Origin of the sequence: Syntrophomonas sp. DTU019 (assembly GCA_913757435.1) — a bacterium.
GTDB lineage: Bacteria > Bacillota > Syntrophomonadia > Syntrophomonadales > Syntrophomonadaceae > DTU019.
In genome coordinates, this window is the sequence record CAJYDM010000001.1 from 768,745 (window position 1) to 792,663 (window position 23,919).

Below are 23,919 nucleotides of genomic sequence, written 5' to 3' on the forward strand. Positions count from 1 at the left end.
TAGGCCGGGGTTTTTATATTTCTGTAATAAAGGAGGTATATGCAATGTATGATGTAATAATCCTCGGAGCCGGACCAGCCGGCTTATCTGCAGCCATATATACCGGGCGGGCTAAACTGTCCACCCTGGTTTTAGAATCTGCTATGGTGGGTGGTAACGCCGGGATTACAGACCTGATTGAAAACTATCCGGGATTTCCTCAAGGCATCAATGGCAGTGAACTGATGACCCTTTTCATGAGACAGGCGGAGAATTGCGGCGCGGAAATACGCTATGACGAAGCCCTGGATCTGGAAGCAGTGGCAGAGGGCATCAAGGTCAAGACCAGTTCTGGCGAACTCCAGGCCAGAGCGGTACTGGTGGCTACCGGCGCCCGACGCAAAGCCCTGGAGGTCGCAGGGGAACAGGAGTATTTGGGGCGGGGGGTCTCGTATTGTGCCACCTGTGATGGAGCCTTTTTTAAGAACTGCCCGGTAGCGGTGGTGGGCGGCGGAGATTCCGCAGTCAAGGAAGCCCTGTATCTGTCGGACATCGCTTCACAGGTATATCTGATACATCGCCGTGAGGGCTTCAGAGCCAATCAGACTGCTGTCGAAAGAATGCGGGCTAATGATCGTATTACACTTAAACTGAACAAAGTGGTTGATTCTATTGAAGGCGATCCTGGCGGGGTGAAAAGAGTACTCTTAAAGGATGTAGTCAATGGCGGCATTGAAGCCCTGTCTGTGGAGGGCATATTTGTCAGCGTGGGGATGGTGCCGGCCATCGGCTTCCTGGGGAACCGCCTGGCAACCGATAACGGTTACATTGTGGTCGATGATCGCTTAATGACATCAATGCCCGGGGTTTTCGCAGCCGGCGACATCTGTTCCAAAAAGGTCAGGCAGGTTGCTACCGCAGTTGGGGATGGTGCTCTGGCAGGGGTAACAATAACTGAGTATTTAAAGGAGTAACCCCAGGATTTGACTTGCCATTCCCCGATGCTGGCATAGTATAATGGGATGCGGAGGGGGAGTGGGAGTTTTGTCAGCCATTAAGTATGATGGGGTCAAAGTACCCCTGCTTCTGATTACGATATTTATCATCGTTATGCTTTTGATCAAAAACGGCCAGGCCTTGCAAAGGTTTATGGTCAGACAGGAAATTCGTTTAAGCACCGCCAATTATGCTGTGACCAGCACCGAACACTTCGATATAAAATATCTCCCCATAGATGCGGACTATGCTCCTATGGTAGCCGGGGTGGCGGAAGAAGCCCGCCAGTCGGTGAGCGAGATGTTTGGGGAAAAAGCCCCGGAGCGCACCACTATCATCATTTATCCCGACAGCGCCAGTCTGGCCAAAAGCTTTGGCTGGAACAAAAATGCCAAGGCGATGGGTGTATACTGGGGAGGTTCGATTCGGGTATTGTCTCCGGGAGAATGGCTTAAAGAACCGAGTCAGGAGGCATTTTCCAAAGAAGGACCGGTGTATCATGAATATGCCCATCTGATGGTGGATGAAATCACCGGGGGTAATTATTCGCGCTGGCTTACCGAAGGTGTAGCCCAGTATGTGGAGAAAAACCTGACCGGGTTTGAGTTCGCCAGTCCGGCGGTCAGAAGCAGCGGGCACAGCCTGTACTCATTGCGGCAATTGGATAAGGACTTTGACAGCCTGGAAGAGAGTGTAGCTTACTGGCAGTCCTTAAAGATTGTTGAGTATATCGTTGAGCATTACGGAGAATCCACACTTTGGCAAATACTGGACGAACTGGGCGATGGCTATCAGGTGGACGGAGCGGTAGAAAAGACTTTGAGCATCAGCTATGATCGATTTGAAGATGAATTATTCGCAGCTCTGGAACAAGAATGGATTAGAGGGTGTAAAGTTTGAACAACAGGATGATCATAAATGGCGGCAATCCGCTTTTCGGCACGGTGCGCATCAGCGGAGCAAAAAATGCCGGCCTGGTCTTGATGGCAGCCAGCATTCTGGCTGAAGGTGAGACCATTCTGGACAATTTGCCCCGCATCCGTGACGTAGAGGTGATGACACAGATTCTTAATGAAATCGGAGTCGGCACCAGATGGAATCATGACAACAGCTTATCTATACTGGTTCCCGGGGGACTTTTAAGCCGCACTACCTCATACGAACTGGCTAAAAAACTGCGCGCTTCCAACCTGTTAATGGGAGCCTTGCTAGGCCGTCAGGGGGAGGCGGTCATTTCTCTGCCCGGTGGGTGTGATATCGGCTCTCGTCCTATGGACCTGCACCTTAAAGGTGTACAGGCCCTGGGTGCGGTCACTCAGATTGAGCATGGATTTATTTATGCTCAAACCCATAAACCGGGAGGATCACGGGTATACCTGGACTTTCCCAGCGTAGGAGCTACGGAGAACATTATCATGATGGCCAGCCGCACCCCGGGTTTGAGCGTGATCGAGAATGTGGCCAAAGAACCCGAGATAGTCGACCTGGCCAATTTCCTTAATTCAATGGGAGCCCGTATCAGAGGAGCGGGAACCGATGTCATCAAAGTGGAGGGGGTTTCTCAGCTGAAGCCCTGCCGCTATGCGATCATACCCGACCGCATCGAGGCCGGGACTTATATGGTGGCTGCGGCCATTTCGGGAGGGGAAGTGAAAGTACAAAACGTTATCCCCACCCACTTGCATCCGGTTATAGCCAAGCTGCAGGAGGCCGGGGCTTATGTACAGGAATGTGATGAGGGTATATTGGTAAGGGCCGGGGAGACTATTCTCCCGATCGACATCAAAACTCTGCCCTATCCAGGCTTCCCTACTGATATGCAGTCCCAGATGATGGCTTTATTGTGTCTCAGCCGGGGCTCCAGTATGATTGTGGAGAATGTTTTCGAAAATCGTTTTCAAATCGTGGATGAATTAAAACGGATGGGGGCCAACATCAAGGTTGAAGGGCATACCGCTATAGTTGAGGGGCAGCCTTTGCTTTGTGGAGCGCGGGTCAAGGCTACCGACCTGCGGGCTGGTGCAGCCCTGGTTTTGGCCGCCTTGGCGGCCCGGGGTGAGACTATCATCGATGATGCCTGCCATATCTTCAGGGGTTATGAAAAGATGCCAGAAAAATTAGCCGTTCTGGGGGCTGAGGTGCAATCGGTGCTATAAATCTTCGGTTCTTCCCCAAAATTGTGATAAGTGTGCTGTACAAGAGGCCTATGAGGCCTCTTTTTCTATGGGCTTACCGTGCAGAATAATCTATCCTCAAGCCTCACAAGCTAAGTGGAAATAGCGAAAGAACGGATGTGGTGAGAGTGAAAGAGGTAGGCGTAAAAATCTGGTTGGTATTCAGCGGTTGTTTTTGCACTGGACTGCTTTTATTTGCTTTGCTATATAACGGGTTGGGACCAGGGCAGCCGACGGTGGTACCGCAGCAAACGGAGCGCAGTATTAGCGAGGTAGCGGCAGCGGTAAGTCCCTCCATTGTAGGAGTCAATAATTTTCAACAACAGGGCGATACCTACGATCAAATGCAGGTGAAGGGCACTGGTTCCGGTGTGATATTAGATGCCGAAGGCCATATCGTAACCAACTACCATGTGATCAAAGACGCCGCCCGCATAACCGTCACCCTGGCCGACGGGGTGGAAGAGGAGGCCCGGCTAATAGGCAACGATGCTCTAACCGACCTGGCCTTGATAAAGATCCAGGTTGACCGTAAAGTCTCACCGATCAGCTTCGGGGATTCGGAAAAATTGGTAGTGGGGCAGGAAGTAGTCGCCATCGGCAACCCTCTGGGGATGCGTTTTGCCCGTTCAGTTACAGCGGGGATCATCAGCGGATTAAACCGCCTCCTGGCTACCCAGGAAGGCAACGCCTTCCGCCTGATACAGACCGATGCGGCAATAAATCCCGGCAATAGCGGCGGCGCATTGGTGAGTCTGGATGGTAGACTGGTCGGCATCAACACTGTTAAAATAGCCGAAGCCGGTTTTGAAGGAATGGGCTTCGCCATTCCCTCCAACCAGGTGCAACATGTAGTCAGTCAGCTCAAGAGCCATGGCCGGGTGATCCGTCCAACTCTGGGGATAAAAATATTGGGGGAGGTAAATGGCCAGCAAGCGCGCCATTTCAATCTGCCCCGTGACCACGGGGTAGTAGTCGAACCAATCCCTGACGGCGCGGCTGCTAAAGCCGGGATTAAATCCTACGATATAGTTATTAGCATCGATAATGAGGACGTAACCACCAGCCTGGAACTGCAGGAGAAGATCTTAACCCGCAAGGTTGGGCAGAGCATAGAAATAAAGCTGCTGAGGTTGCTGGGCAGCAATCTGTCCCAGGCAGAGATGGTGAGCGTAACGGCGGTGCTGCAGGATGGTTAGCAGGCTTGTAACCCGATGAAACTATATAGAGCCATGAGGGATCGAACAAGATGAAGATACGGGTCATATCGGTAGGAAAAATCCGGGAGCCATTCTATCAGGCTGGAATTCAAGAGTATGTCAAACGCCTTACCCCCTACAGCCCGATTGAATTGGTGAGCGGACTAGAGGAAAAAGCCCCCAGCAGACCTTCTAAGCAGGATATATTGCAAGTGAAATACCGGGAAGGACAGCGTATCCTGAACATTATTCCCGCAGGAGAGAACATGGTATTGTGCGATGTGGAGGGACAGGCCGGAAGTTCACTGGATTTTTCCCAATGGGTGCACAATTGGATGTTGGATGGCTGGTCGCGTATTAATATCGTGGTGGGCGGGGCTTATGGGCTGGACACCGAGGTTAAAAAGGCCGCTCATGAAATGATTTCGCTCTCCAGGCTGACCTTTCCACACCAGATGGCGGTGATGATACTGATGGAACAGATCTACCGGGCTTTTAAAATAATTCGCGGGGAGCCTTATCACCATTGATGGCAGTCGGTTGAATACTGTCAACCGCGGTAGATCAGATTCATTGTACATGCTGCACCGGGAACAGTAATGCGAGTTGGCTTGCAAAGGCCAGGAGAAAGCGGGAGGAGGACTACAATGACCAATATAGTGATTGTTGGCGGAGGTATGGGAGGAAGTACAGTTCTCAGGGCTATTCACAGTATCAACACTTTGCGAGTTCTGGGCATATGTGATGTTAATCCTGCAGCCCCAGGTATTAATCTGGCTAAGCAACTGGGAGTGGCAACTTTCAGTGATATCGGGGAGATGTTGCGCCTGCCGGGTTTAGACATCATTATTGAAGCTACCGGCAATGGTAAGGTAAGGGAACAGGTTATGGCTGTTAAACCGCCCCAAGCTACCTTGATGGATTCCGCCGCCGCAAACCTGATGATGAGCCTTGTCGAGGAACAGGAGAAGGTATTGACTCACGCACGCAGCAAGAAAGAAGCCTTCCGCACCACGGCACCATTTCTGGTGCAGACCTATGGCCGCGATGGGGTCATCTATTTTACCGCTGATTTAGAGCGTTTCGATTTTGTGGAAAACCATAACATCAATGTGGCCGGCATTCAAGTCGGAGAGAGGTTGATACCGGGGGGACCGATTCAACGCTGCATGAACCAAGGCCGGCCGATTTCCGAAGCGGTTGATGAAAAGGTTTTCGGTTTGCGCCTTTACGTCTGGGTGATGCCCATCTTTGAAGCTGACGATGAACATAAGAGAGTTATCGGGGCTTGCGGGGTATTCGCTCCCAAAATGCATCCGGTAGCCAAAGCATTTGATATTTTTGCCCCCATCATAATCGAATCCCAACCTGAGGGGGCCTGGGTAGGGGTGACCGATATGGAGAAGGTTACCCACCGCATGGGTTCGGAAAAATTCGACCTGCGTGAATTCGTGGTGGGAACCCCGTTGCGAGATGGCGATACCGGCAGTGCAACTATAAGGGCCCGGCGCAAGACACAGATCGATTTATCCACCAAGAAGTACGGCAATATGCGCATGATAGGCATACCTTTGTTTGATGAGGACAGCGGCGAATTGATCGGCACCTTTGGCATCACTACCCCCCGCAATCTGGCCCGCGATCTGCAGGAAATGGCGTCCAAGCTCAGCCTGACTACCGGGGAGATCGCGGAAGCCATGCAGGGCATAGCCGAATCAGCCGGGGAGATCACTCATACTGAAGGCAAGCTGGCCTTGCATATAAGAGAGGTTCAGGAAAACGCCGCCAGCATTAGCGAGATATTGGGATTCATTAAGAGCGTCGCCGACCAGACCAAAATGTTGGGTTTAAATGCCGCCATAGAGGCAGCCCGGGCGGGAGAACACGGGCGCGGCTTCGGAGTGGTAGCTGAGGAAATCCGCAAACTCTCCGATCAGTCCAAACAGACTGCCGATGAAATTGGCAAGTTGATCAAAGAAATAGATAGCACCGTCAAAGAAGCGGTTGCGGCTTCAGAGGGGACTGTGCAGCAGAGCCAGGAACAGGCAGCTGCAACTGAGGAGATCACCGCTTCGGTGATGGAAATGGCACAGATGGCGGAGAAGCTCACCGGAGTAGCCAAGACGTTGTAGAATTGCTGCAATCAATGCGCTGAAAGAGGGCCTTAGTCAGGCCTCTCTTTTTATGTATAAGGGGATTAATCATCTGTGGGCTTGGGGTATGATAACTTGAAAGGAGGTGTAGTTTTGCCAGCAGAAAATGTCAAAGGTGTGGCTACCTTTGCCGGAGGATGTTTCTGGTGTATGGTGCCACCGTTTCAAAACCTGCCGGGTGTAACCAAAGTAGTCGCCGGGTATACTGGAGGACATCTGCAAGACCCCAGTTATGAGGCGGTATGCAGCGGAGGAACTGGTCATTATGAAGCGGTACAAGTTTACTTCGATCCGCAACAGATCAGCTACCAAAGACTGTTGCAGGTATTCTGGCAGCAAGTCGACCCCACTGATGCCGGAGGGCAGTTCTATGACCGGGGTGAATCCTACCGCACGGCTATTTTTTACCACGATGAGGCCCAGAAGAAGGAGGCTCTGGATTCGGTTGAGCATCTGGCTGCCAGCGGCCGCTTCCAATCGGCAGTGGTGACTAAAGTCTTACCCGCGATGAAATTTTACCCGGCTGAAGATTATCATCAGTTGTATCATGAAAAGAATCCTCAGCACTACAAAAGCTATCGCCTGGCATCGGGCCGGGATGCCTTCATCCGCCGCTACTGGGAGGGTTCTGAGTAATGCCATAGGTGAGGTAAGGCGCAGATACAAACGCTCTTGCTGAGACGAGCGTGAGCACATCCGCAATAAATACGAAACAAATGGAGTCGTACCACAACTGTGGTATTATAAATGGTAAGACCTGCACTCTGCCGGGCACGTTTACGCCAGGTCCGATGGATCTGGTGATTTACAGGAATAGCTGGTATTCCTTTATCAACATTTCTTGGGCGGCTTGCAGTTGCGCGCTCAACTGCGGGTTTTCCGGGCTCACCAACTGCTGGGCTTGGTAGATGTGGTGCAGCGCACTATGGACCTGGCTCTGAGCATGCTCGATTTCCTGCATGGTCAGTCCGATCTGAGCCTGAATCACACTTTGATGGGCGGACTGGGCTAACTCTAGAGCTTCCCGTATAGATTGTTCTGCCTGAGCCTGATATTTGTTGCTGCGATCAAGCTGATTAAGCATTGAAAGCCTCCTTGCACATAATGTCCTTGCTAACAATATCTCCCAAATAGGTGAGTTTTATTAAAATAATTATAAATATAGCGGCATATAGCTGAATAAAGAGAGGGAGGGGTAGAAGGATGCGCTGTCCATACTGTAGGGAGAAGATCCCCCCAGGGTGCTCTGAATGCCCTGAATGTTATGAATCTTTGCAGTTTCCGCAACCTGAATACTGTGGCGTCTGCGGAGCGGTATGGGTCGAAGGCAATTTCTATTGCCGCTTTTGTAACTCGCGGCTGATGCAGATGTTGAATGATCACATGTTAGACCAGCCGATGCACCAGGACGATTTGAAGCAGACCGAACAGGGATTGATCCTGGTAGGGGCGGTGCATCGTGCTGTGGCCGCAGTCCTGGACACGGTGGTGATACTGGCGATCATTGGCTTCTGGTTCCCACAGGCGGCCAATCTCAGTATCACCTGGGAAAGCCTGATTTCGGGGGCATTCTGGGTGGGCCAGAGCCAGGCCTGGTTGACTGCCGTTGCGGTTATGATCCTGTATTACACGATTTTTGAAACCCTGTTTGGCTTCACCCCCGGTAAACTGATGGCCCAAATTAAAGTGGTGCGCCAGGACGGCTCCAAGCTGGGGCCCGGTGGAGCCTTGCTGCGCAATCTGCTGCGCATCGTGGATTTGCAGTTGTTCGGCCTGGTGGGGGCGGTAGTGATATGGAGAACACCACTGCAGCAGCGCTGTGGGGATTTAGCGGCCAAGACCATAGTCGTCAGATTAATATAAAAAATCGGCTTTGAACGCAGCGGGTCAAAGCCGATTTGGATGGTAATTATTCCTTGTGCTCGGTAACCCCGATCATCCCGTTGCCCTCCTTGACGTTAAAGGTGGCGGCCAGTTCCCATCCGGTTTTTTCAGCCATGAAGTATGTGCCATCAGGGGTGCTGGTGGTAGCGGCTATGGTCCAGCCATTAGATTCCAGGCTGCTTTTATATTGGTCGACTTGGTCACTGTTTTTTAGGCCTTCATACCAGACCACTACGGACTTTCCATCTGCTGTGCTGGATTCGCTAACATTGACGATCTTGGCATCTTTAAGCTGAGGCACATCAGTCGGCATACTCTTTGGCCAGGTTATATCCCCGCCGCTTTGAAACGAAGAACTGCCATCCTTCGAATCCACCTTGACTCCATCATTGCTCAAATCGACTTTGACCTCTCCGCCGGAGGCTGATTCGATGGCCTTCTCAGCCGCTTTCTCAGCGGCCATTTCGCTGGCCTTGCCGCAGCCCGATGCCAGGACTGAGAGGGCTAAAACCATAATCAATAAACATATCCAACCCGAGTGCAGCCGCTTTTTTATCATTATTACTCTCCTCTGCGCAATTTTAGCCCCGAAATACTTCGGACTCCCTCCTTCCTGCCACGACGCTTAGTCAGATCCAGGGCCGGCATTTCTGACCACGGCGATTTTTTTACAGTTTATCATAACGAAGGCAATCTTTTCCGGCACGCCAACTTTTTTCAATGGTATAACCACCTCCAGCGATTAACAAAGTGAACCCATGGCAGGATGGGCAAAGTGGAGTGATTATGTTACCATAAGGTTGTTGTCGACTGCAGGTGCTGTCGGGATAGCGGGAATCGAGTCTGAAGTGGGGTTGAGCAGATGATCAGGGTACATATACTGGCCAGCGGCAGTACTGGCAATGCGGCATTGTTTCAATTCGGTGCCACCTCTATTCTGGTGGATGCCGGCATCAGCGCCCGGCGCATCGCCAACGGGCTGAAAGCGGTAGGGAGTGATGTCAAGGCCATTGATGCCATTCTGCTCACCCATGAACACAGCGATCACATCAAAGGGGTGGAAGTGCTGGCACGCCGCTGCCAGATACCGGTATATGGTCGGCCCAGGACCTGGGAGCAGCTGTCCTTCAGGGATAAAATTCCCCATAACTGCTGTCGGGTGTTGGATGATGATTTGACTATAGGCCGGGTGGATATAGAATGTTTCAGCATCTCGCATGATGCCGCAGATCCAGTGGGCTTCACTTTCCATTACCGCCAGCGCAAACTGGCCTTCGCCACCGATGTGGGCAAAGTAACTAGAACAGTTGTCAACGCGCTCTCGGAATCCGACCTGGCGGTGTTGGAAGCCAATCATGACCGGCATCTGCTGGCCACCGGGCCATATCCGCGCTTTCTTAAAGAACGCATCAGCGGTGGCCGGGGCCATCTATCCAATGACCACAGTGCCCGGCTTTTGGCCCAACTCAAACTAAAACCAGGTTTACGCGTCTTTCTGGCTCATCTCAGCCAGCACAACAACCGCCCTGAACTAGCTCAGGCCACTATTGCCAACTATCTTGGCCAACAGGGCTATAAAGTGGGGCAGGATATCATTCTATGCCAGACCCATCCCGGGCAGGCGGTAGGATGTCAGTTGTGATTATTGCATCACCGGCTGTGGTGGTAGTGCCGGTCCCATCTCAATCCTCGGGGACCTTCCAGTAGCAGGCCTCCTGCTGCCAATTCCATAATTCGTAATACTGTTGCGGAGGCCTTAATACCGTGGCTTTACAGGAGGCCAGGCATTTCCCGTTCTCCAGGCAGATTTCCGCCGCCACCCGGGAGCGATTATTGCCTCCCTTGACTACCCAGCCGCTCACCATTAGCGGAGTACTGGTCGGCACCGGATGCCGGTATTTCACTTCTAGGCTGGCAGTGACAAAGAGGCGTTCATTGTCACCTTCCAACATCACCGCCCTACCCGAGGTTTCATCCAATATGGCAGCCACGATGCCCCCGTGAACAAAACCGGGGTAGCCGTTGAAATGGTCGGGGATCTCCACTGTAGCCCGGATTTTTCCTTCATCAGGACAATTGACCCAGGTCATTTTCAAACCGATGTCATTCTCCCGGCCGCATACAAAACAGGTCCGGGAAACGGGTTGTTTACTCATCGCTATCCTCCTCGTAAACCAGCTGAAAAGATGGGGAAATATGGTAAAGGGGCCGGTCAGGTAAGTCCCGATAGCCCCTTTTCGGCAGTTATCACATCTTTTCAACCGGGGGGTATTCCACCCCAAAAGTGTTTACAGTGACTGTTTTGATGCGCTGCTCATTGAGGGGTTTATCCATGCGGTCCCGCTTTTGGGATACGATTTGATCCACCGCCTCCATGCCCTCGATCACCTTGCCAAAGGCTGCGTACTGTCCGTCCAGGTGAGGAGCCTTTTCCACCATGATGAAAAACTGTGAACCCGCGCTATCGGGGCGCTGACTGCGGGCCATCGACAACACCCCGCGGTCGTGTTGGAGGTCGTTTTTAAAACGATTGGCAGAGAATTCACCGCGAATCACGTAACCCGGACCGCCCATGCCGGTCCCTTGGGGACATCCGCCTTGAATCATGAAACCGGGTATGACCCGGTGAAAAGTGAGCCCATCGTAGAAGCCGCTTTGAATCAGAGAGATGAAGTTGTTGACAGTATTGGGGGCAACTTCAGGATACAGTTCGGCTTTGATTACGGAGCCGCTATCCATTTCAATTGTGACAACCGGGTTGGTCTTCATAACATCTTCCTTTCATGTTTGCTAGGGCTATTATACCAGATGTGCAGATGAATTCCATTTTTCCCGGCAGTCGAGATGTGGCCCGGGCTATATCCGCATAGAATTGTGGATTATAATAGGAATTGGCAGCATTACTATAGAGAAGAGTGAGATAGATGAATATGTCCAAATCCTACATCCTGGCAGGCCTGGCCGGAACCGCTTTGCTAAGCGCCATAGCCCTGACGGTACCGTTTCCGCAGTTTCTTCAAGCGGCGCTGTTTTTACTATTGGGACTGGTGTTAACAGTGTTGACGGCGGCCTATGTAAAAAACCTGGATACCCTCAATATGCAGGGCAGAATCATCAGCGCTCTGGCTGAATTCCATGCTCAGAGCAGTGCCAATCAGGCGGTGCAGGTGGTTGAAAGCACCTTGGGCCGACTGTTCCCCCAGACACCACTCTACAGGTATCCGCCTCGGGAAGAAGATGAGGCTATGCCGTGGGGGTGGGAAGTGGCCCAGGAAGTAACCAGTCAGAGCCTGGCCCGAGGCCAAGCCATTATGCTTAGCCGCTCCCAGGGAGAAACCGCTCTGCCCGCAGGAGTGGAGAACCTGGCGGTTCTGCCGGTGGGCGGAAGATATCAGGCATTGATTTTAGCCAACCTGCCTGCGCACATCAGCCGACGCAACCTGCAATTGGTTTTGGCAACTTTGCATAATCATTTACAGGTGGTGCAGAGCCGAATAGACCGGCAGAAGCAGGAGCAGGAGTTATGGGAGGAACTGCTCGGTGCTGCGGTAACAGCTATGGAAAGCCATGATCCGGTTTTTTGCGGACACGCCCGAAGGGTAGCTAGGATGAGCCGACTTATCGGGCAGCGCCTGGGAATGAGCGGGGAGGAATTGCACCAACTGGTCGGAGCGGCCTGGCTACATGATCTAGGGCGATGGGCAGCCCCTGACCCGGAATCGCCGGAGCTGGACCACGCTTCCTGCGGGGCACAGACCATTACCGAATCCCTGACGGAGGTGCGATCAGCGGTGTGTCATCATCATGAGCGCTATGATGGCAGCGGTTACCCCTTGGGCTTAAAATATACTGAAATACCTCTGGCAGCTCGGATCATAGCTGTGGCTGATGTGTATGACGCCCTCACCAGTCTGGAAGGCGAAACAGAACGGTGTGAGCATCAAGCCGCTCTGGGGGTAATCAAAAAGTCCATCGGCACACAATTCGACCCGCTGGTGGTGGTGGCCTTCGAAGAGGTTGCCCCGGAGCTTGAAGAGACGGCCATGGATCCAGAGTAGTAATGGCCGTGAGTTAGTCGGCACCAGTCCCCACCTAAACTTAAAGTCGGTCCCTGCTGTAATCGATAAGATTAGGGAAGGGATTTTCGGCCATATAGCCTGATGCTTTAGGAGGGGACCATGGAATATAAAACTTGGAGCAGTCTGATCTCGACTAAGACCCTGGCCCGATTGCTGTTGGGGATGTTGATTTTCAGCGGTTTCTTTTGCTGCGCTGCAGAACCGGTACAAGCCTTTGATGCGCAGAATTATAAAATCGAATCAATAACTATCTTCAAAATCTATAACAGTGAGCGGCAGCTGGAAGAGCGCCGTGTCCTGATCACCGGTCAATACCTTAAGGATGCCGCAGTAGGCATGATCACCAGCAGCGGTTACGAAGAATTGAAAAAGCGCCTTAACAATTCTGAGGGATTGCTGCAATTTGAAATCGACCAGGAGCAAACCGGGAGTTTTTTAGTCGTTGAAGGGGTCTTGATAGCGCTCCACGAAGGCGCCATGCCCGCGCTGGCAGGGGTGGACCGCCGGGTCCGGGTCGGTGTCGATGATCTTTACCTGACTGGCACCAACCTCGACGCGGTCAGCCAGATCCCGGGCATCACGGCGGGTTACGAGCATGAAGGCGCTTATACCGCCGTAGATAAAAGCTATTTCAACAAGCCAGACCGGGTCTGTATTCCCCAACCGAGCGGAGCCCTGGGGTGGCAGAACCTGATATTTGAAAAGACTGAAACCTCATCCTATGAACGCCAGCCAGGGGTTGCCCAACCGGTGGTCATAACTATCAAACACACCTACCAAAAGCAATTCCGATTGGTACAGGATCTGCTCGCCGAAGGCCTGGAGATGTATCCCAACCGTGGGCAGGCCGGCTCCAAACTGATCTTTCAAGCCCCGCACAAGCAGCTCAATACCTACGATGTGTTCTTTCTTAAGCACATCGATGGGACTGACCCTTACACTGCTTTGAATCAAGGTAAAAACCGCACTTATCAAAGCAATGTCAATAACATGGATATCCTTACCGTGGAAGTCCCTAATTTGCCGGTGGGTGAATACTATGTGATACTCACCAATCCGGTTGCAGCTGGATATGACCCCATGGAACAGGTCTTCCAGGAGCTGATCGTCGGCAGCCCAATGTATCAGAAATTCACAGTTATTGATGCTGAGATCCAGGCCGTTATCCTCGGGATACAGCCTTCCTCGGGGCCCGATAGCGGCTCTCCCGTCACCATCAGCGGGCAATATTTAGGGACTCTTAATATACCGGAATTCCTTCCTGAGCAAAGCACTATCCTCACCCCTGAGCCCGCAGTGAGCTGTAAGGAATTGCTGCTCAGCTACGGCCCCGGTACTTACCGGGGAACCGAGGTGGTTCAATCCCAGCGACGGATCAAGGTGATCATCGGAGATCAGGCCAGCTTCGTCCCCAAGAATGATAATTCCGGATATGACCTCAGTTTTGACCTCGACTTGGATGTGATCAAGGTAAACACTGCCCCGGTGGCGGATGCCAACACCGACCCGCGCAAGGATGTGGTGGTGGAGACTGAAACTACTCTTACCAGGGTTGACGGCAAGACCATTGTGTTTCGCGAGCGGGCTGAGTTGAAGTCGGGCTACACTTACATACCCAGCAAGATCGCGCCTCAGATCACTGCCATTACCCCGGATAAAATACAGGTGGTAGCTAAGGACGGAGCTTGGGTACTGCCTGAGGCGCGCCTGGCGGCCATCACTGGCAGTAATTTTGCGGTCACCCGGTTTACCACGAGCCAGGGAGAGGAGAGGGTGCGTTATCCCATCATCGAACTTGGAGCAGATATCATTTTAGATAAGAACACCGAGCCCGGGCTTGATTTACAGGTTTTTGATAAATCTGGGCGAGAAGTTGACGGTACCGCTAGCAATGAATTGGGCAGCCGGATTCGTTTCGTCATTCCGGCCGACGCCAGTCCCGGCATGTTGGGAAAAACCTATGTCAAGGTAACCAACCCCATTAAGCATTCCACTGTTCCCGGACTGTCCGCCCAACGTAACGACTTCATCAGCTTTGTAAATCCAGAAGCCGACCGGCAGCCGCTTATCAGCGCGGTCAACCCTGATGTAGTGACGGTGGAAGGCGGAGAAAACATCATTATCGAAGGCAGCAACTTCATGATCGGTGTCAAGGTATTCATAGACGGATGCGAAGTCAGCCCCATCTCCCGCCAGGAAGACGGCAAGCGTATAACCTTGAAGGCTCCGGCTTGCCGCGAGGGACAAACTCAGTTGCAGGTCATGAACCCTGAAGGGGCCATGGATACGGCTGTATTCAACTATGTGCTCACCTATACCAATCCCCGCATATTAGGCTTTTCACCTAAAATGGGCAATACCGGCACTCTGGTTATGGTGCGGGGAGAGAATTTCCTGAAGCCGGAAGCAGTTGCTGCCGAGGTCAGTCCCTGGAAGCTGATCGGTACCCGCATCCTTTTAGAAGGGCAGGAAATCAACCAATATAACCGCAATTCCCAGAGCGGGCAGATCGAATTGCAAGATTACAGCAACGCGGCGCGCCCCCTGATGGAGATTCATAATGATTCAGGCCAATTCAGGCTTGAGTTGGCGGATTACTATCGGTCTGTTTTCTTCCAGGACACCACTGCCAGCGGAGAGATATTCACTGTGGACAAAAGCTATGACGGCAATATCACCCTGAGCAACGGTGCAAGCCGAACCTATCAGTTGGAAGTGAGCCCGGAGGGCGTTTTGAACGCAGTCGGCGCTGATGGTAAGAGAGTACTCTGCTCGCTTTCTGCAGAGGGGATGGAGATCTTCTTCAGCACGCCGCTTCGGCTGGCCCTCAAGACCCCTTACCTGGTGGACGGCAGCAACAACATCAGAGGCCACCGGGTAAAGGTGTTGGATAGCAATACCATCCTGTTTACCGTGCCAATACTGGAGGCGGACGGATACTATGACCTGACTGTGGTAAATCCTGATACTAAAAGGGACAGCCGTTTGGACCAACAGGGCTTCTATTATTTCAAGATGCCTCTTTCCCAGCCGACCATAGCCATGCTGAAGCCTGAGCAGGGTTCGGTGCAAGGCGGCTACAGCATTGACATCCTCGGCGCCCAATTCGAGGATAACGGCATCACCAAGTCCAGGGTGTATATAAATGGCATTGAAGTAGGTTTGGCTGATACGCAGGTTAGCACTGGCGGTGATACCATCACCGTCAAAGTCCCGCCCTATCCGGGGGACCTGCGCCGCGACAAGGGCACTGACCGCTTTAAAGTGCCGGTGGTAATAGTTAATCCCGACGGAGCCAGTGCCGGGCGGGAAGATGGTTTCACCTATGTGGTGCCGGCCAGTCACCCTCATATCACCAGGCTCAGTTCAGTCAGGGGCAGCGGCGCCGGCGGCGAGGTGGTGGAGATCATAGGCAGCGATTTTCGCTATTTTGAGCCTTATGATGACGCCAACCGCAATCAAGTCAGAGACCCGAATGAAGCCTACAGCGACCTCAACCACAATCAGCGCTGGGACAGTGAGGCTGATTTGGCTGACCCCCTCACCGATTGGCGGGAGCCGATGGAGATACAGCACAGCCAGTATAATCATTATTATGACTCACCGATTTTACCCCAAATATATTTCGGGCAGGAAAAGGCGCAGATAGTCGAGTTTAGCCGCGGCTATATAAAAGTGCTCACACCGCCAGCCAGTGCTGGCTCAGTCAAGGTTTACCTGCTCAACAATGATGCCGGTATCAGTAATACCGTGAACTACAGTTATGAATCCTTAAATCCGGTCATTACCAGCATCATCCCGGGAGTGGGGCCCAAACAGGGCCGACAATATACGGAGATTATGGGCAGTGGTTTCGCTGCCGACAGCATAACCATTCTGCACCGTAACAGCAGCGAGACGGTTACCATGCCGGTGCTGCGCTTTGGCGAGACCGACAACCGCAGCATCCCCCGCGACCAGCCTGGTGCTGGAAGGATAGACAATGGTGTGGCCCGGGTGGAACTTGCCGGAGGTCTGCTGGTTGAATACCAGGCCAGCGGAACTCTGAGGCTGAAATTGCAGGATCGTGGCCAGATCTTCGCAGGCGTTTTTCCCTACAATGATGCCCCGGTTTATATCCCCTTAGATGAACTGCTGCTGCAGGACGATGACAGCACGCCATACCAGGGCTATGAGTTGTGCCGGGTGAGCGTAGAGGAGCGCCGCCTGATAGTGGAGCGCGGTTATGCCCCTCAGGCCGAACTTCTATCCAGCCGACAAATGACGGCAAAAACACCCAGCCACTATACCATAGGGGTGGTTCCGGTCAGGCTTTATAATCCGGATGGCAGTCAGGCTCAGGGGAGATATGAATATATGAATCCTGACAGCCATCCACAGATCGTGAATATCACTCGTGATGGCAGTGAGCCCAGCGAGATCAGCATAGAGGATCATTCTTACCGCATCCTGAAAATGAATCACTTATCCCGGCCATTGATCAGCGTATTAGGACAGGATTTCCGCGAAGCGGCCAGGATACAGGTGGGCGATCTGTTCACTATCGACCCCAGGGATATACGCTATGAACTGCCTGGTAAACTGAGCTTTGTTATGCCAGAGGCACCGCAGCAGGCCATTGGCAGATTATTCCGAGTAGTGGTGGTCAATGCGGACGGAGGCACGGCGGCATCGGACCAGATTCCCGGTGAGAAGAGTATTTATATTCAATTCACCAGCGGGGAGAGCAGCCCTAAGCTCACCAGCATCACCCCGACCAAGGGGCCGGCTGGAGGCGGAACCGTAATAAATCTTTCCGGAAGCGACTTCCGCTATAGTATTGATGGTTATGATGATACTCTGGAGGTATATTTTGGCCCGAGCCAAATACCCGCAGAGGATGTCAGCGTGGTGGACTACAAAACCTGCCGGGTTATAACATCTCCGCAAAGTCCGGGAATAATCGATGTGAAAGTTGAAAACCCCGACGGGGTCCAGGCCCGCATGGAAAAGGGATACACTTTTATAAGTGAACCGCACCTTACATCGTTGTGGGACGCCGCTGAGGGCGTTGCAGAAACGCCTCTTACTGAGATCTCAGTGCTGGGAGGGCAGAAATTAAAGATCAAGGGTGAGGGGTTTTTGCCCGGCGCAGTGGTGGTGTTCGATCCTGTTTTGACAGCTACGACTGCCTCAGCAAGCGGGAATACACTTTACCGTACCGTAAACCGTTTGGTGGAGGGGGTAAACAGCCGCGAAAGCCAGCCCTATTACTTGCAGTCGGGGCAGGTGGTGGCCGCTGAAGTGCTTGACGGTAGAACTCTTTTGGTAACAACTCCTGCCGGCGTATTAGGCAGTGGCGGGATCTTGGTGAAAAACCCTGACGGTGGTGCCAGCAATACAGCGGAGCTGACATACTCCCTGCCCCACTTACCCAGGCCAGATGGAGTGACTGCAGAGATCATTCATGATCACTATGCTGATTGTGACCGTTATATAAAAGTGCATTGGGCCCCTGTGGACGGAGCCATAAGTTATGAGACTTACGTTCTGGACGACAATGAGACAAAATATATCGGCACTACGCAGTTGACCACCTTTGTTTATGAGAATATCCAACCCAGGCACAGATACCAGTTCGTAGTCGCTGCGGTGGGGGATTTTGGCTCCTCGCCTCCCTCCCTGAAGAGCAACCTGGTACGCACCGGCCCTCGGGCCGGAATCCCGGACATAGATGGTGCACCGGGACAGAGCAGCAGTATAGTGCGCAGCGGAGCGAAGGTGTTTTACAGCATGGGCACCCGGGATAGTAGTCAGCCGTGGTCTTTAGACCTTACCCAGGGTGAATTGGCTGGGACCAGCGAGGTCGAGGTGGCTATCCCCGCAGCGCTGATAAGAGCAGATGACAATTCCAGCCTGAAGATCCGCGGTAAAGACTTCGAGATCATCATCAGTCCGCGGGTGTTCAATAATCAGCAATTCAGGGCATCAGGCCAAGAGCTTGATGGGGTGCGCTTGCGCATAGCCCCTGCAGACATTTCCTCCGGGCTGATGCCGGCCAACTCATTGTCATGTCCATACCTGTTGCAAGCCCAGGCATATAAAGGATCCAACCGCAGCAATATCGATCAGCTGGCAGGGAGCTTCGCTCTCTTCCTGTCCCATGATCATTTGAAAGCACAGCTGCGCCAATTGAAACAGATCTCGCCCTGCCGATTGGATGTGCATGCAGGTACCTGGGTGCCATTGCCGGGAGGCAGTGCAGCAGGATGGAATCAAGTGAATCAGCTAGGGACCTATTGCGTTATTGGGAACAGGGGGTAGAGATGTGGCCAAGAAGATTATGGCGTGTGTACTGGTCTTAATGCTGCTTGCCGCAGGTGGAGTGCAAAGTCCTGCCTGGGGTGCAGATACTGCAGTTATCGAGGGTTATCTTCTGGAAATGATCCCGCAGTCGGAAGCGACCGGGGTCAGCTTAATGATAGAAGGATACCCTGGAACGGTCTATCTTCTCTCTGTAACAGAGCCAGCGTCATTTTTCATCGATGGTAGACCGGTCGCCTGGTCTGACCTGCAACCCGGTCTGGAGGTAGTGGCAGTCGTACGAGGTGAGCAATTGGTCAGTCTGGAGGCTTACTCCACTCCGCATCCCGGCTATATCGCTCCGGGCAGTCTGATTGCAAAAGGTCTGGTTACCGCCATCAACCAGGATGAAATCAGCATTCTTTCAGATAACGGAATTGAGCAACGTTATATTGTTGCGCCTTTCACCACCGCCATCAGAGGAGGGCTGGCGGTGCCAATTGACAACCTCTATGCGGGCGACCGGGTAATATTGTACTTTGACGACATTGACAGCCACCTCATAAGTCGTATGGAGATTCAGGGCGATTCCATACTGGTCAACTTATACCGGGCTTCACTTCAATTGGTCAATCCATTGGAAGAGACTATATCCTGTGCACAGGTGGAAACGTTTAAAGATGGCCGTTGGCAGAAATACGGCTCTACCATGTCTTTCGCCTATGATGGCAGTCTGGAGGCATATATCAGCGGACACCAGGTACAGACCGCCAACCTTAAATATTATCGCGGCAAAACCGTCTACCTTCTGACCAGACAGATGATGGGCCGGGAAATGGTCGACCGCTTGATAATTAAAGCCCAGACCGAATACACCTACCAGGGTTGTGCAGATAATATCAACTTTTTGGCCGGACAGTTCGAATTGAACCAGAAAAACTTTTCATTTGATAACGGCACTATAGTAATCAAGGACGGACGCAAGCAGAGCACCGGAGTGATCAGCAACGGCAGCAGTCTCGTGGTCATAGCCGATAATTGGCTGGGGCAGGCCTACAGCAATATCGTATGGGTGCTCGATCAGGGCTTGAACAATTCCACTTTGGGGCAGCAACAACTTTACTATGGAAGAATAGACCTTATCACCGCCGATAGCATGTGGCTAAAGGATGCACAGCGGTTGCAGAACCATCTCTTTGCCGATTTCGGGGGTGAAGTGCAACTATATTACGGCAGTGACAGTAGAATTTACGACGGCTCGGCCGGCAAGTGGCTCAATAATGCGGAAATACTGGCTGGATCCTACGCCGTAGATGAGGATAGTGATTTCAGTGACAGACAGGATCTAGAAGACTGGTACGGATATGTGTACTGTAATCAGGACCACGTCCTGGGTATGGTAGTATGGCCTGAAGAGAGCGACCTGGACAAGCTGCGGGTCGTCACCGGAACCATCACCACGGCGGAAGAGGATCCGCTGGTAGGCTGGACTGTGACCCTAAAAGACAGCTACGACTGGAGCCATCACAATCGGCAATGGATGTTGAAAGGCTCCGCATTACGGCTCGGCTCAAGCGATGCCCTGATAATCAAGAACGGGCAGGCCGTATCACCTGCCGCGCTCAAGCCCGGAGATCGCCTTTACCTGCTGCGGGACAATTTTCATATTTGCTTTGCAGTGGTCAAGTAGTGAAGGCTTAATCACGATACACTAAGATATAACCTCCTAAAGGAGCGGTAGTATGAGATGGATCGCACTTTTGACGGCCTTGTTGTTCCTGCTGCCGGCGCAGCCGACTTGGGCCGCGCCTGCTGATTACTGCGGCGGGGTACATAATGAATATGAATACCAAGAAGTAGTATTCCTCTCCGGGCAGCCGGTGCTGTTTAAGGGGTCTTTCACCCTTTCAGAAAAGAATAGCGCTACTAAGGGAACAGTAAGCTACAAGTTCGATCTCAAACCAGCCGACCCCGGCCTAAAAGGCAGCCTGGACCGTCGGGTAACCTATGAATCAGCTTATACTAATTTCAGCCCCCAGGGACAGACCACCGCGACAACAGTGGTTAAAAGCTATCGGGAAACCGTGGTCCTGGGAAAGGACCGCTACACTCTGGAGGACTATCAATTATCCCGTTCCGATGTAATTGACCGGCGGCCGACGGCGGATTTCTTTTCCGGTACCATTGCAGCCCGCAAAGTATATAAACTCAACAAGAATGAAGGATCTTTGATAGTAGATATCAGCGGAGGAACGGTGGGTTACAGTAATTTCTGGGGCCGCACTGAGACCCAGGTGCTGGATTATATGCTGCGCTCGCAGGGCCGGGTCGTATCCGATGAGGAAGAGGCGGTCCCAACCTCCTGGTCTGGTACGGTTAGAATACTGGCTTCGGACAGCCTGCGCAAGTCCCTATCTTACTCTCCCAACGAGGTGTCTCTGTCCAGTTTCCCGGGCGGCCATATGACGGTATCTAAACAAGAGATGACTTCCAGCTGCCAATATGACCTGCCGGTCATGGAGGAGGGGATGCCAGCAGAGTATGAGCGGAACAACGGGCGGATCGAACTCCATCAGGGTATGCTCCCCGCCATACAGCGGCTGATATTGCCGAAATTCCGTGATCTTGGTGGGCACTGGGCCGAGGAGGATATCAAAAAACTATACTCACTCAATGTTTTTCAGGATACTTCAGCCTTTTTCCTGCCCGATGCTCCCATGACCCGTATGGATTTTGTGCGGGCGGTAATGCGCTCTTGTAATATACAACCTCAGCAGGACCAGACTGGCAGTCTGGTGCGTACCCGCAAGACCGCGCCCCAGCCCTCTCTGGTCAAGGATGTAGCGGAGAGCGACCCCGATTATGTTTATGTCAAAGCAGCTATCGAGCGGGGACTGGTTCATGGAACCAGTGGTTACTTCATGCCAGACTCCCCTTTGACCCGGGCTCAGGCTGTGACCATTCTGATCCGGGGATTGGGTTTTGAGAATAATGCTCCTGCACCAGGGTTCTTTACTTCATTCCGAGATGATGCGGATATACCAGCCTGGAGCAAAGATAGCATTTATATGGCAGGCCAGATCGGACTATTGAGCGGCGACAGCACAGGACGCTGCTTCCCTAATCAGGTCATGACCCGAGCTGAAGCCTCTGCCATGCTGATCCGTTTTTTGAATTTCCTGGAGAAGGATCTGCAGCAGGATTATCGGGACAATATTGTTCTTTACAAATAGCCCCGTCGTGTAGTCAATAGGCCTTTAGAGAAACATATGAAGCAGAAAAATATTTTAATTGTAATATTTATAGGGATCTTTTGCCTGCTGGGGGCGTGTTACCTCTGGCCAGAAGGAGTGCGCGCCGCTCTGTCTCAAAGCGCTCGCTCCGACCTGCGCAAACCCGGCCTGACAACACCAGAAATGGGGTATCCTTTTCCTCGCGCGGACAAGACCACTTATCAGATGGATCTGTATCTGGACACCATAAATCGCATCGTATATGGGCAGTCACAGATTAGGACCACCAACACTTCGGGACGGGTTTTGGGGGAGTTGTGGTTCTCCATATATCCGCAGGCCTTCCAGAATGTCAGTACTAGTCCGGCTCCGGCAGTTGCGTATACTCAAGGCTTTTCCCCGGGCAGCCTGCAGATTAAAGAGATCAAGTTCAATGGGCACAGTTGTGATTTCTTGACCGAAGGCATCGCTTTAAAGGTTATGCTGCCCCGGGATATGCTGCCTGAAGAGGAGTTCCACGTAGACATTTCCTGGCAGGCTCAGGTGCCTCGGGTGGCATATCGCTACGGCACTCAAGATGGGATCTTCATGCTGGGGCACATCTATCCCACCCTCAATGCCATGAGCGATGAAGGCTGGTGCCTGCCCCAAAATAGCCCTTTCGGAGATCCGTTCTGCCTTAGTGCAGCCAGTTATCTGGTGCGCATCAATGTGCCTCAGCATTACCGGCTGGTTACCAGTGGGGAATTGATAGCCAGCCTGGCTCTGGACAACGGGCGGGAAAACCATCTCATCAAGGCGGAGATGGTGCGCGATTTCGCGCTTACAGCCTGTTCTGGCTATGAGCAGGCAAAGCAGGTGGGAAAAAATTTGACCTTAAAATGTATCCTGCCGTCTGAAATGAGAACTGAAAGCAGTCAGGTACTTAAGGAAAGCAGACAAATACTGGAGTATTTCAACTGCCTGTGGGGATCATATCCTTATCCGGAGTTGAGTGTAGTAGTAGTGCCTATGCAAGGTTTTGTCGGTATGGAATATGCCGGGGTGGTTTATGTGAGCGAGGACCAGCTGAAACGCTCCGGACTCACCATGCTCCTGGCGCATGAAATCGCACATCAATGGTGGTATGGTCTAGTAGGCAATGACCAATACGATGAGCCCTGGTTAGACGAGGGACTGGCTGCATACAGTGCCGCTCTTTATCTGAACCATTTGCAGGGCAGGTCGCAACTCCCGGCGGTTGCGGTAAGACAGGTCAGCTTAAATCGAGCCCTGCCTGATTTCGCCGCCGACGAACCGTACCGGCAGGCTATTTATCAAGGTGGAGAAGGCTTCTGGCGCGCATTGGAACAGGAACTGGGTGCCGACAAAGTGCAGAAGATTCTGCGCAGCTACCTGTCCAATTACAGATATCAACTGGCATCTGGTGAAGATCTGAAACAGGTTATTAACCAGGAGGCCCACCGCGATATGAGTCGATTTTTCGCCGCCTGGTCGTTGTGATCACACCAGAGCGCCGCAGCTTTTAAGCACCCTGACGGCTCTGTCTGCCTGGTCGCTGTCGACGGCCATAGCGAGCAGGTGAGTATACCCAAGCCCATCACCTGACCTGCCTGCCATTCCGCTGACATCCGGGTCTGCACCCAGGAGCACTTGGCTATCTCCACGCTGCCCTGGACCTGCTCCCAGTACCATTGCCGTCAGACTGGTAGCCGGACTGCTGTATACCGCTCGCCCAGGCACCGAGACGATGGTGTCCACGGAGATATCCTGGAAACCAAGTTGAGTCAAAGTCTGTGCGGCCTGCGCAGCTCCGGCTTCATCGCGGAAATAGGCCAGAATTGACCGGGTACCACTTTCCAAACGCATTTCCCAGCCTCCTCAGTGATATTTCGGACATTTGCTCAAAATTTGGCCATGTCACCTGTTTATAGTTTGCC

At 52.5% G+C, this 23,919-nt stretch carries 19 protein-coding genes; 14 read left to right on the forward strand and 5 right to left on the reverse strand.

The features are described 5' to 3' along the window. Positions 1–44: 44 nt before the first annotated feature. The 7 genes from trxB (at position 45) to msrA (ending at position 7,137) form a co-directional block, all read left to right on the forward strand. Positions 45–953, forward strand: coding sequence for a thioredoxin-disulfide reductase (gene trxB, locus AC15IQ_RS03905; protein ID WP_483177373.1), 909 nt, complete (start codon positions 45–47; stop codon positions 951–953). A 70-nt stretch (positions 954–1,023) separates the two neighbouring features. Continuing rightward, positions 1,024–1,875 (forward strand): peptidase MA family metallohydrolase, encoded by an 852-nt coding sequence (locus AC15IQ_RS03910; protein WP_483177374.1) that lies wholly within the window; start codon positions 1,024–1,026, stop codon positions 1,873–1,875. A gap of 8 nt (positions 1,876–1,883) precedes the next feature. Continuing rightward, positions 1,884–3,131: a UDP-N-acetylglucosamine 1-carboxyvinyltransferase gene (gene murA, locus AC15IQ_RS03915; RefSeq protein WP_483177751.1), complete on the forward strand. Its 1,248-nt coding sequence runs from the start codon at positions 1,884–1,886 to the stop codon at positions 3,129–3,131. A 146-nt stretch (positions 3,132–3,277) separates the two neighbouring features. After that, complete coding sequence (locus AC15IQ_RS03920; RefSeq protein WP_483177375.1) at positions 3,278–4,348, forward strand: S1C family serine protease; 1,071 nt, start codon at positions 3,278–3,280, stop codon at positions 4,346–4,348. A gap of 50 nt (positions 4,349–4,398) precedes the next feature. Beyond that, positions 4,399–4,878 (forward strand): 23S rRNA (pseudouridine(1915)-N(3))-methyltransferase RlmH, encoded by a 480-nt coding sequence (gene rlmH, locus AC15IQ_RS03925; protein ID WP_483177376.1) that lies wholly within the window; start codon positions 4,399–4,401, stop codon positions 4,876–4,878. A gap of 117 nt (positions 4,879–4,995) precedes the next feature. Beyond that, positions 4,996–6,480 carry a methyl-accepting chemotaxis protein gene (locus AC15IQ_RS03930; protein ID WP_483177377.1) on the forward strand — a complete coding sequence of 495 codons (1,485 nt, stop codon included), beginning with the start codon at positions 4,996–4,998 and terminating at the stop codon, positions 6,478–6,480. A gap of 114 nt (positions 6,481–6,594) precedes the next feature. Further along, positions 6,595–7,137: a peptide-methionine (S)-S-oxide reductase MsrA gene (msrA, locus tag AC15IQ_RS03935; protein WP_483177378.1), complete on the forward strand. Its 543-nt coding sequence runs from the start codon at positions 6,595–6,597 to the stop codon at positions 7,135–7,137. Between the two features lie 169 nt (positions 7,138–7,306). Here msrA and AC15IQ_RS03940 read toward each other — a convergent pair whose 3' ends face one another. After that, positions 7,307–7,585, reverse strand: coding sequence for a hypothetical protein (locus tag AC15IQ_RS03940; protein ID WP_483177379.1), 279 nt, complete (start codon positions 7,583–7,585; stop codon positions 7,307–7,309). A 188-nt stretch (positions 7,586–7,773) separates the two neighbouring features. Between AC15IQ_RS03940 and AC15IQ_RS03945 the strand changes: the two genes are divergently transcribed. Next, the gene (locus AC15IQ_RS03945) at positions 7,774–8,364 is read left to right on the forward strand and encodes an RDD family protein (RefSeq protein WP_483177380.1); all 591 of its coding nucleotides are present in this window, start codon (positions 7,774–7,776) and stop codon (positions 8,362–8,364) included. A gap of 46 nt (positions 8,365–8,410) precedes the next feature. Here AC15IQ_RS03945 and AC15IQ_RS03950 read toward each other — a convergent pair whose 3' ends face one another. Next, positions 8,411–8,944 (reverse strand): hypothetical protein, encoded by a 534-nt coding sequence (locus AC15IQ_RS03950; RefSeq protein ID WP_483177381.1) that lies wholly within the window; start codon positions 8,942–8,944, stop codon positions 8,411–8,413. Between the two features lie 303 nt (positions 8,945–9,247). Here AC15IQ_RS03950 and AC15IQ_RS03955 point away from each other — a divergent pair, with 303 nt between their 5' ends. Next, positions 9,248–10,027 carry an MBL fold metallo-hydrolase gene (locus AC15IQ_RS03955; RefSeq protein WP_483177382.1) on the forward strand — a complete coding sequence of 260 codons (780 nt, stop codon included), beginning with the start codon at positions 9,248–9,250 and terminating at the stop codon, positions 10,025–10,027. Between the two features lie 40 nt (positions 10,028–10,067). Here AC15IQ_RS03955 and AC15IQ_RS03960 read toward each other — a convergent pair whose 3' ends face one another. Next, positions 10,068–10,541, reverse strand: coding sequence for a PaaI family thioesterase (locus tag AC15IQ_RS03960; RefSeq protein ID WP_483177383.1), 474 nt, complete (start codon positions 10,539–10,541; stop codon positions 10,068–10,070). Positions 10,542–10,632: 91 nt separating this feature from the next. Continuing rightward, positions 10,633–11,154: a peptidylprolyl isomerase gene (locus tag AC15IQ_RS03965; protein WP_483177384.1), complete on the reverse strand. Its 522-nt coding sequence runs from the start codon at positions 11,152–11,154 to the stop codon at positions 10,633–10,635. A gap of 155 nt (positions 11,155–11,309) precedes the next feature. On the opposite strand from AC15IQ_RS03965, the gene AC15IQ_RS03970 reads away from it, so the two are divergent. From AC15IQ_RS03970 to AC15IQ_RS03990, 5 genes are all read left to right on the forward strand, one after another. Continuing rightward, complete coding sequence (locus AC15IQ_RS03970; RefSeq protein ID WP_483177385.1) at positions 11,310–12,443, forward strand: HD-GYP domain-containing protein; 1,134 nt, start codon at positions 11,310–11,312, stop codon at positions 12,441–12,443. Positions 12,444–12,563: 120 nt separating this feature from the next. Beyond that, on the forward strand, positions 12,564–18,767 hold the full coding sequence (locus AC15IQ_RS03975; protein WP_483177386.1) for an IPT/TIG domain-containing protein: 6,204 nt from the start codon (positions 12,564–12,566) through the stop codon (positions 18,765–18,767). Positions 18,768–18,771: 4 nt separating this feature from the next. Next, the gene (locus AC15IQ_RS03980; RefSeq protein WP_483177387.1) at positions 18,772–20,436 is read left to right on the forward strand and encodes a hypothetical protein; all 1,665 of its coding nucleotides are present in this window, start codon (positions 18,772–18,774) and stop codon (positions 20,434–20,436) included. Positions 20,437–20,488: 52 nt separating this feature from the next. After that, complete coding sequence (locus tag AC15IQ_RS03985; protein WP_483177388.1) at positions 20,489–21,979, forward strand: S-layer homology domain-containing protein; 1,491 nt, start codon at positions 20,489–20,491, stop codon at positions 21,977–21,979. A 36-nt stretch (positions 21,980–22,015) separates the two neighbouring features. Beyond that, a complete protein-coding gene (locus AC15IQ_RS03990; protein WP_483177389.1) occupies positions 22,016–23,482 on the forward strand; it encodes a M1 family metallopeptidase in 1,467 nt (488 codons plus the stop codon). Here AC15IQ_RS03990 and AC15IQ_RS03995 read toward each other — a convergent pair whose 3' ends face one another. Next, the gene (locus AC15IQ_RS03995) at positions 23,483–23,848 is read right to left on the reverse strand and encodes a hypothetical protein (RefSeq protein WP_483177390.1); all 366 of its coding nucleotides are present in this window, start codon (positions 23,846–23,848) and stop codon (positions 23,483–23,485) included. Positions 23,849–23,919 lie beyond the last annotated feature (71 nt).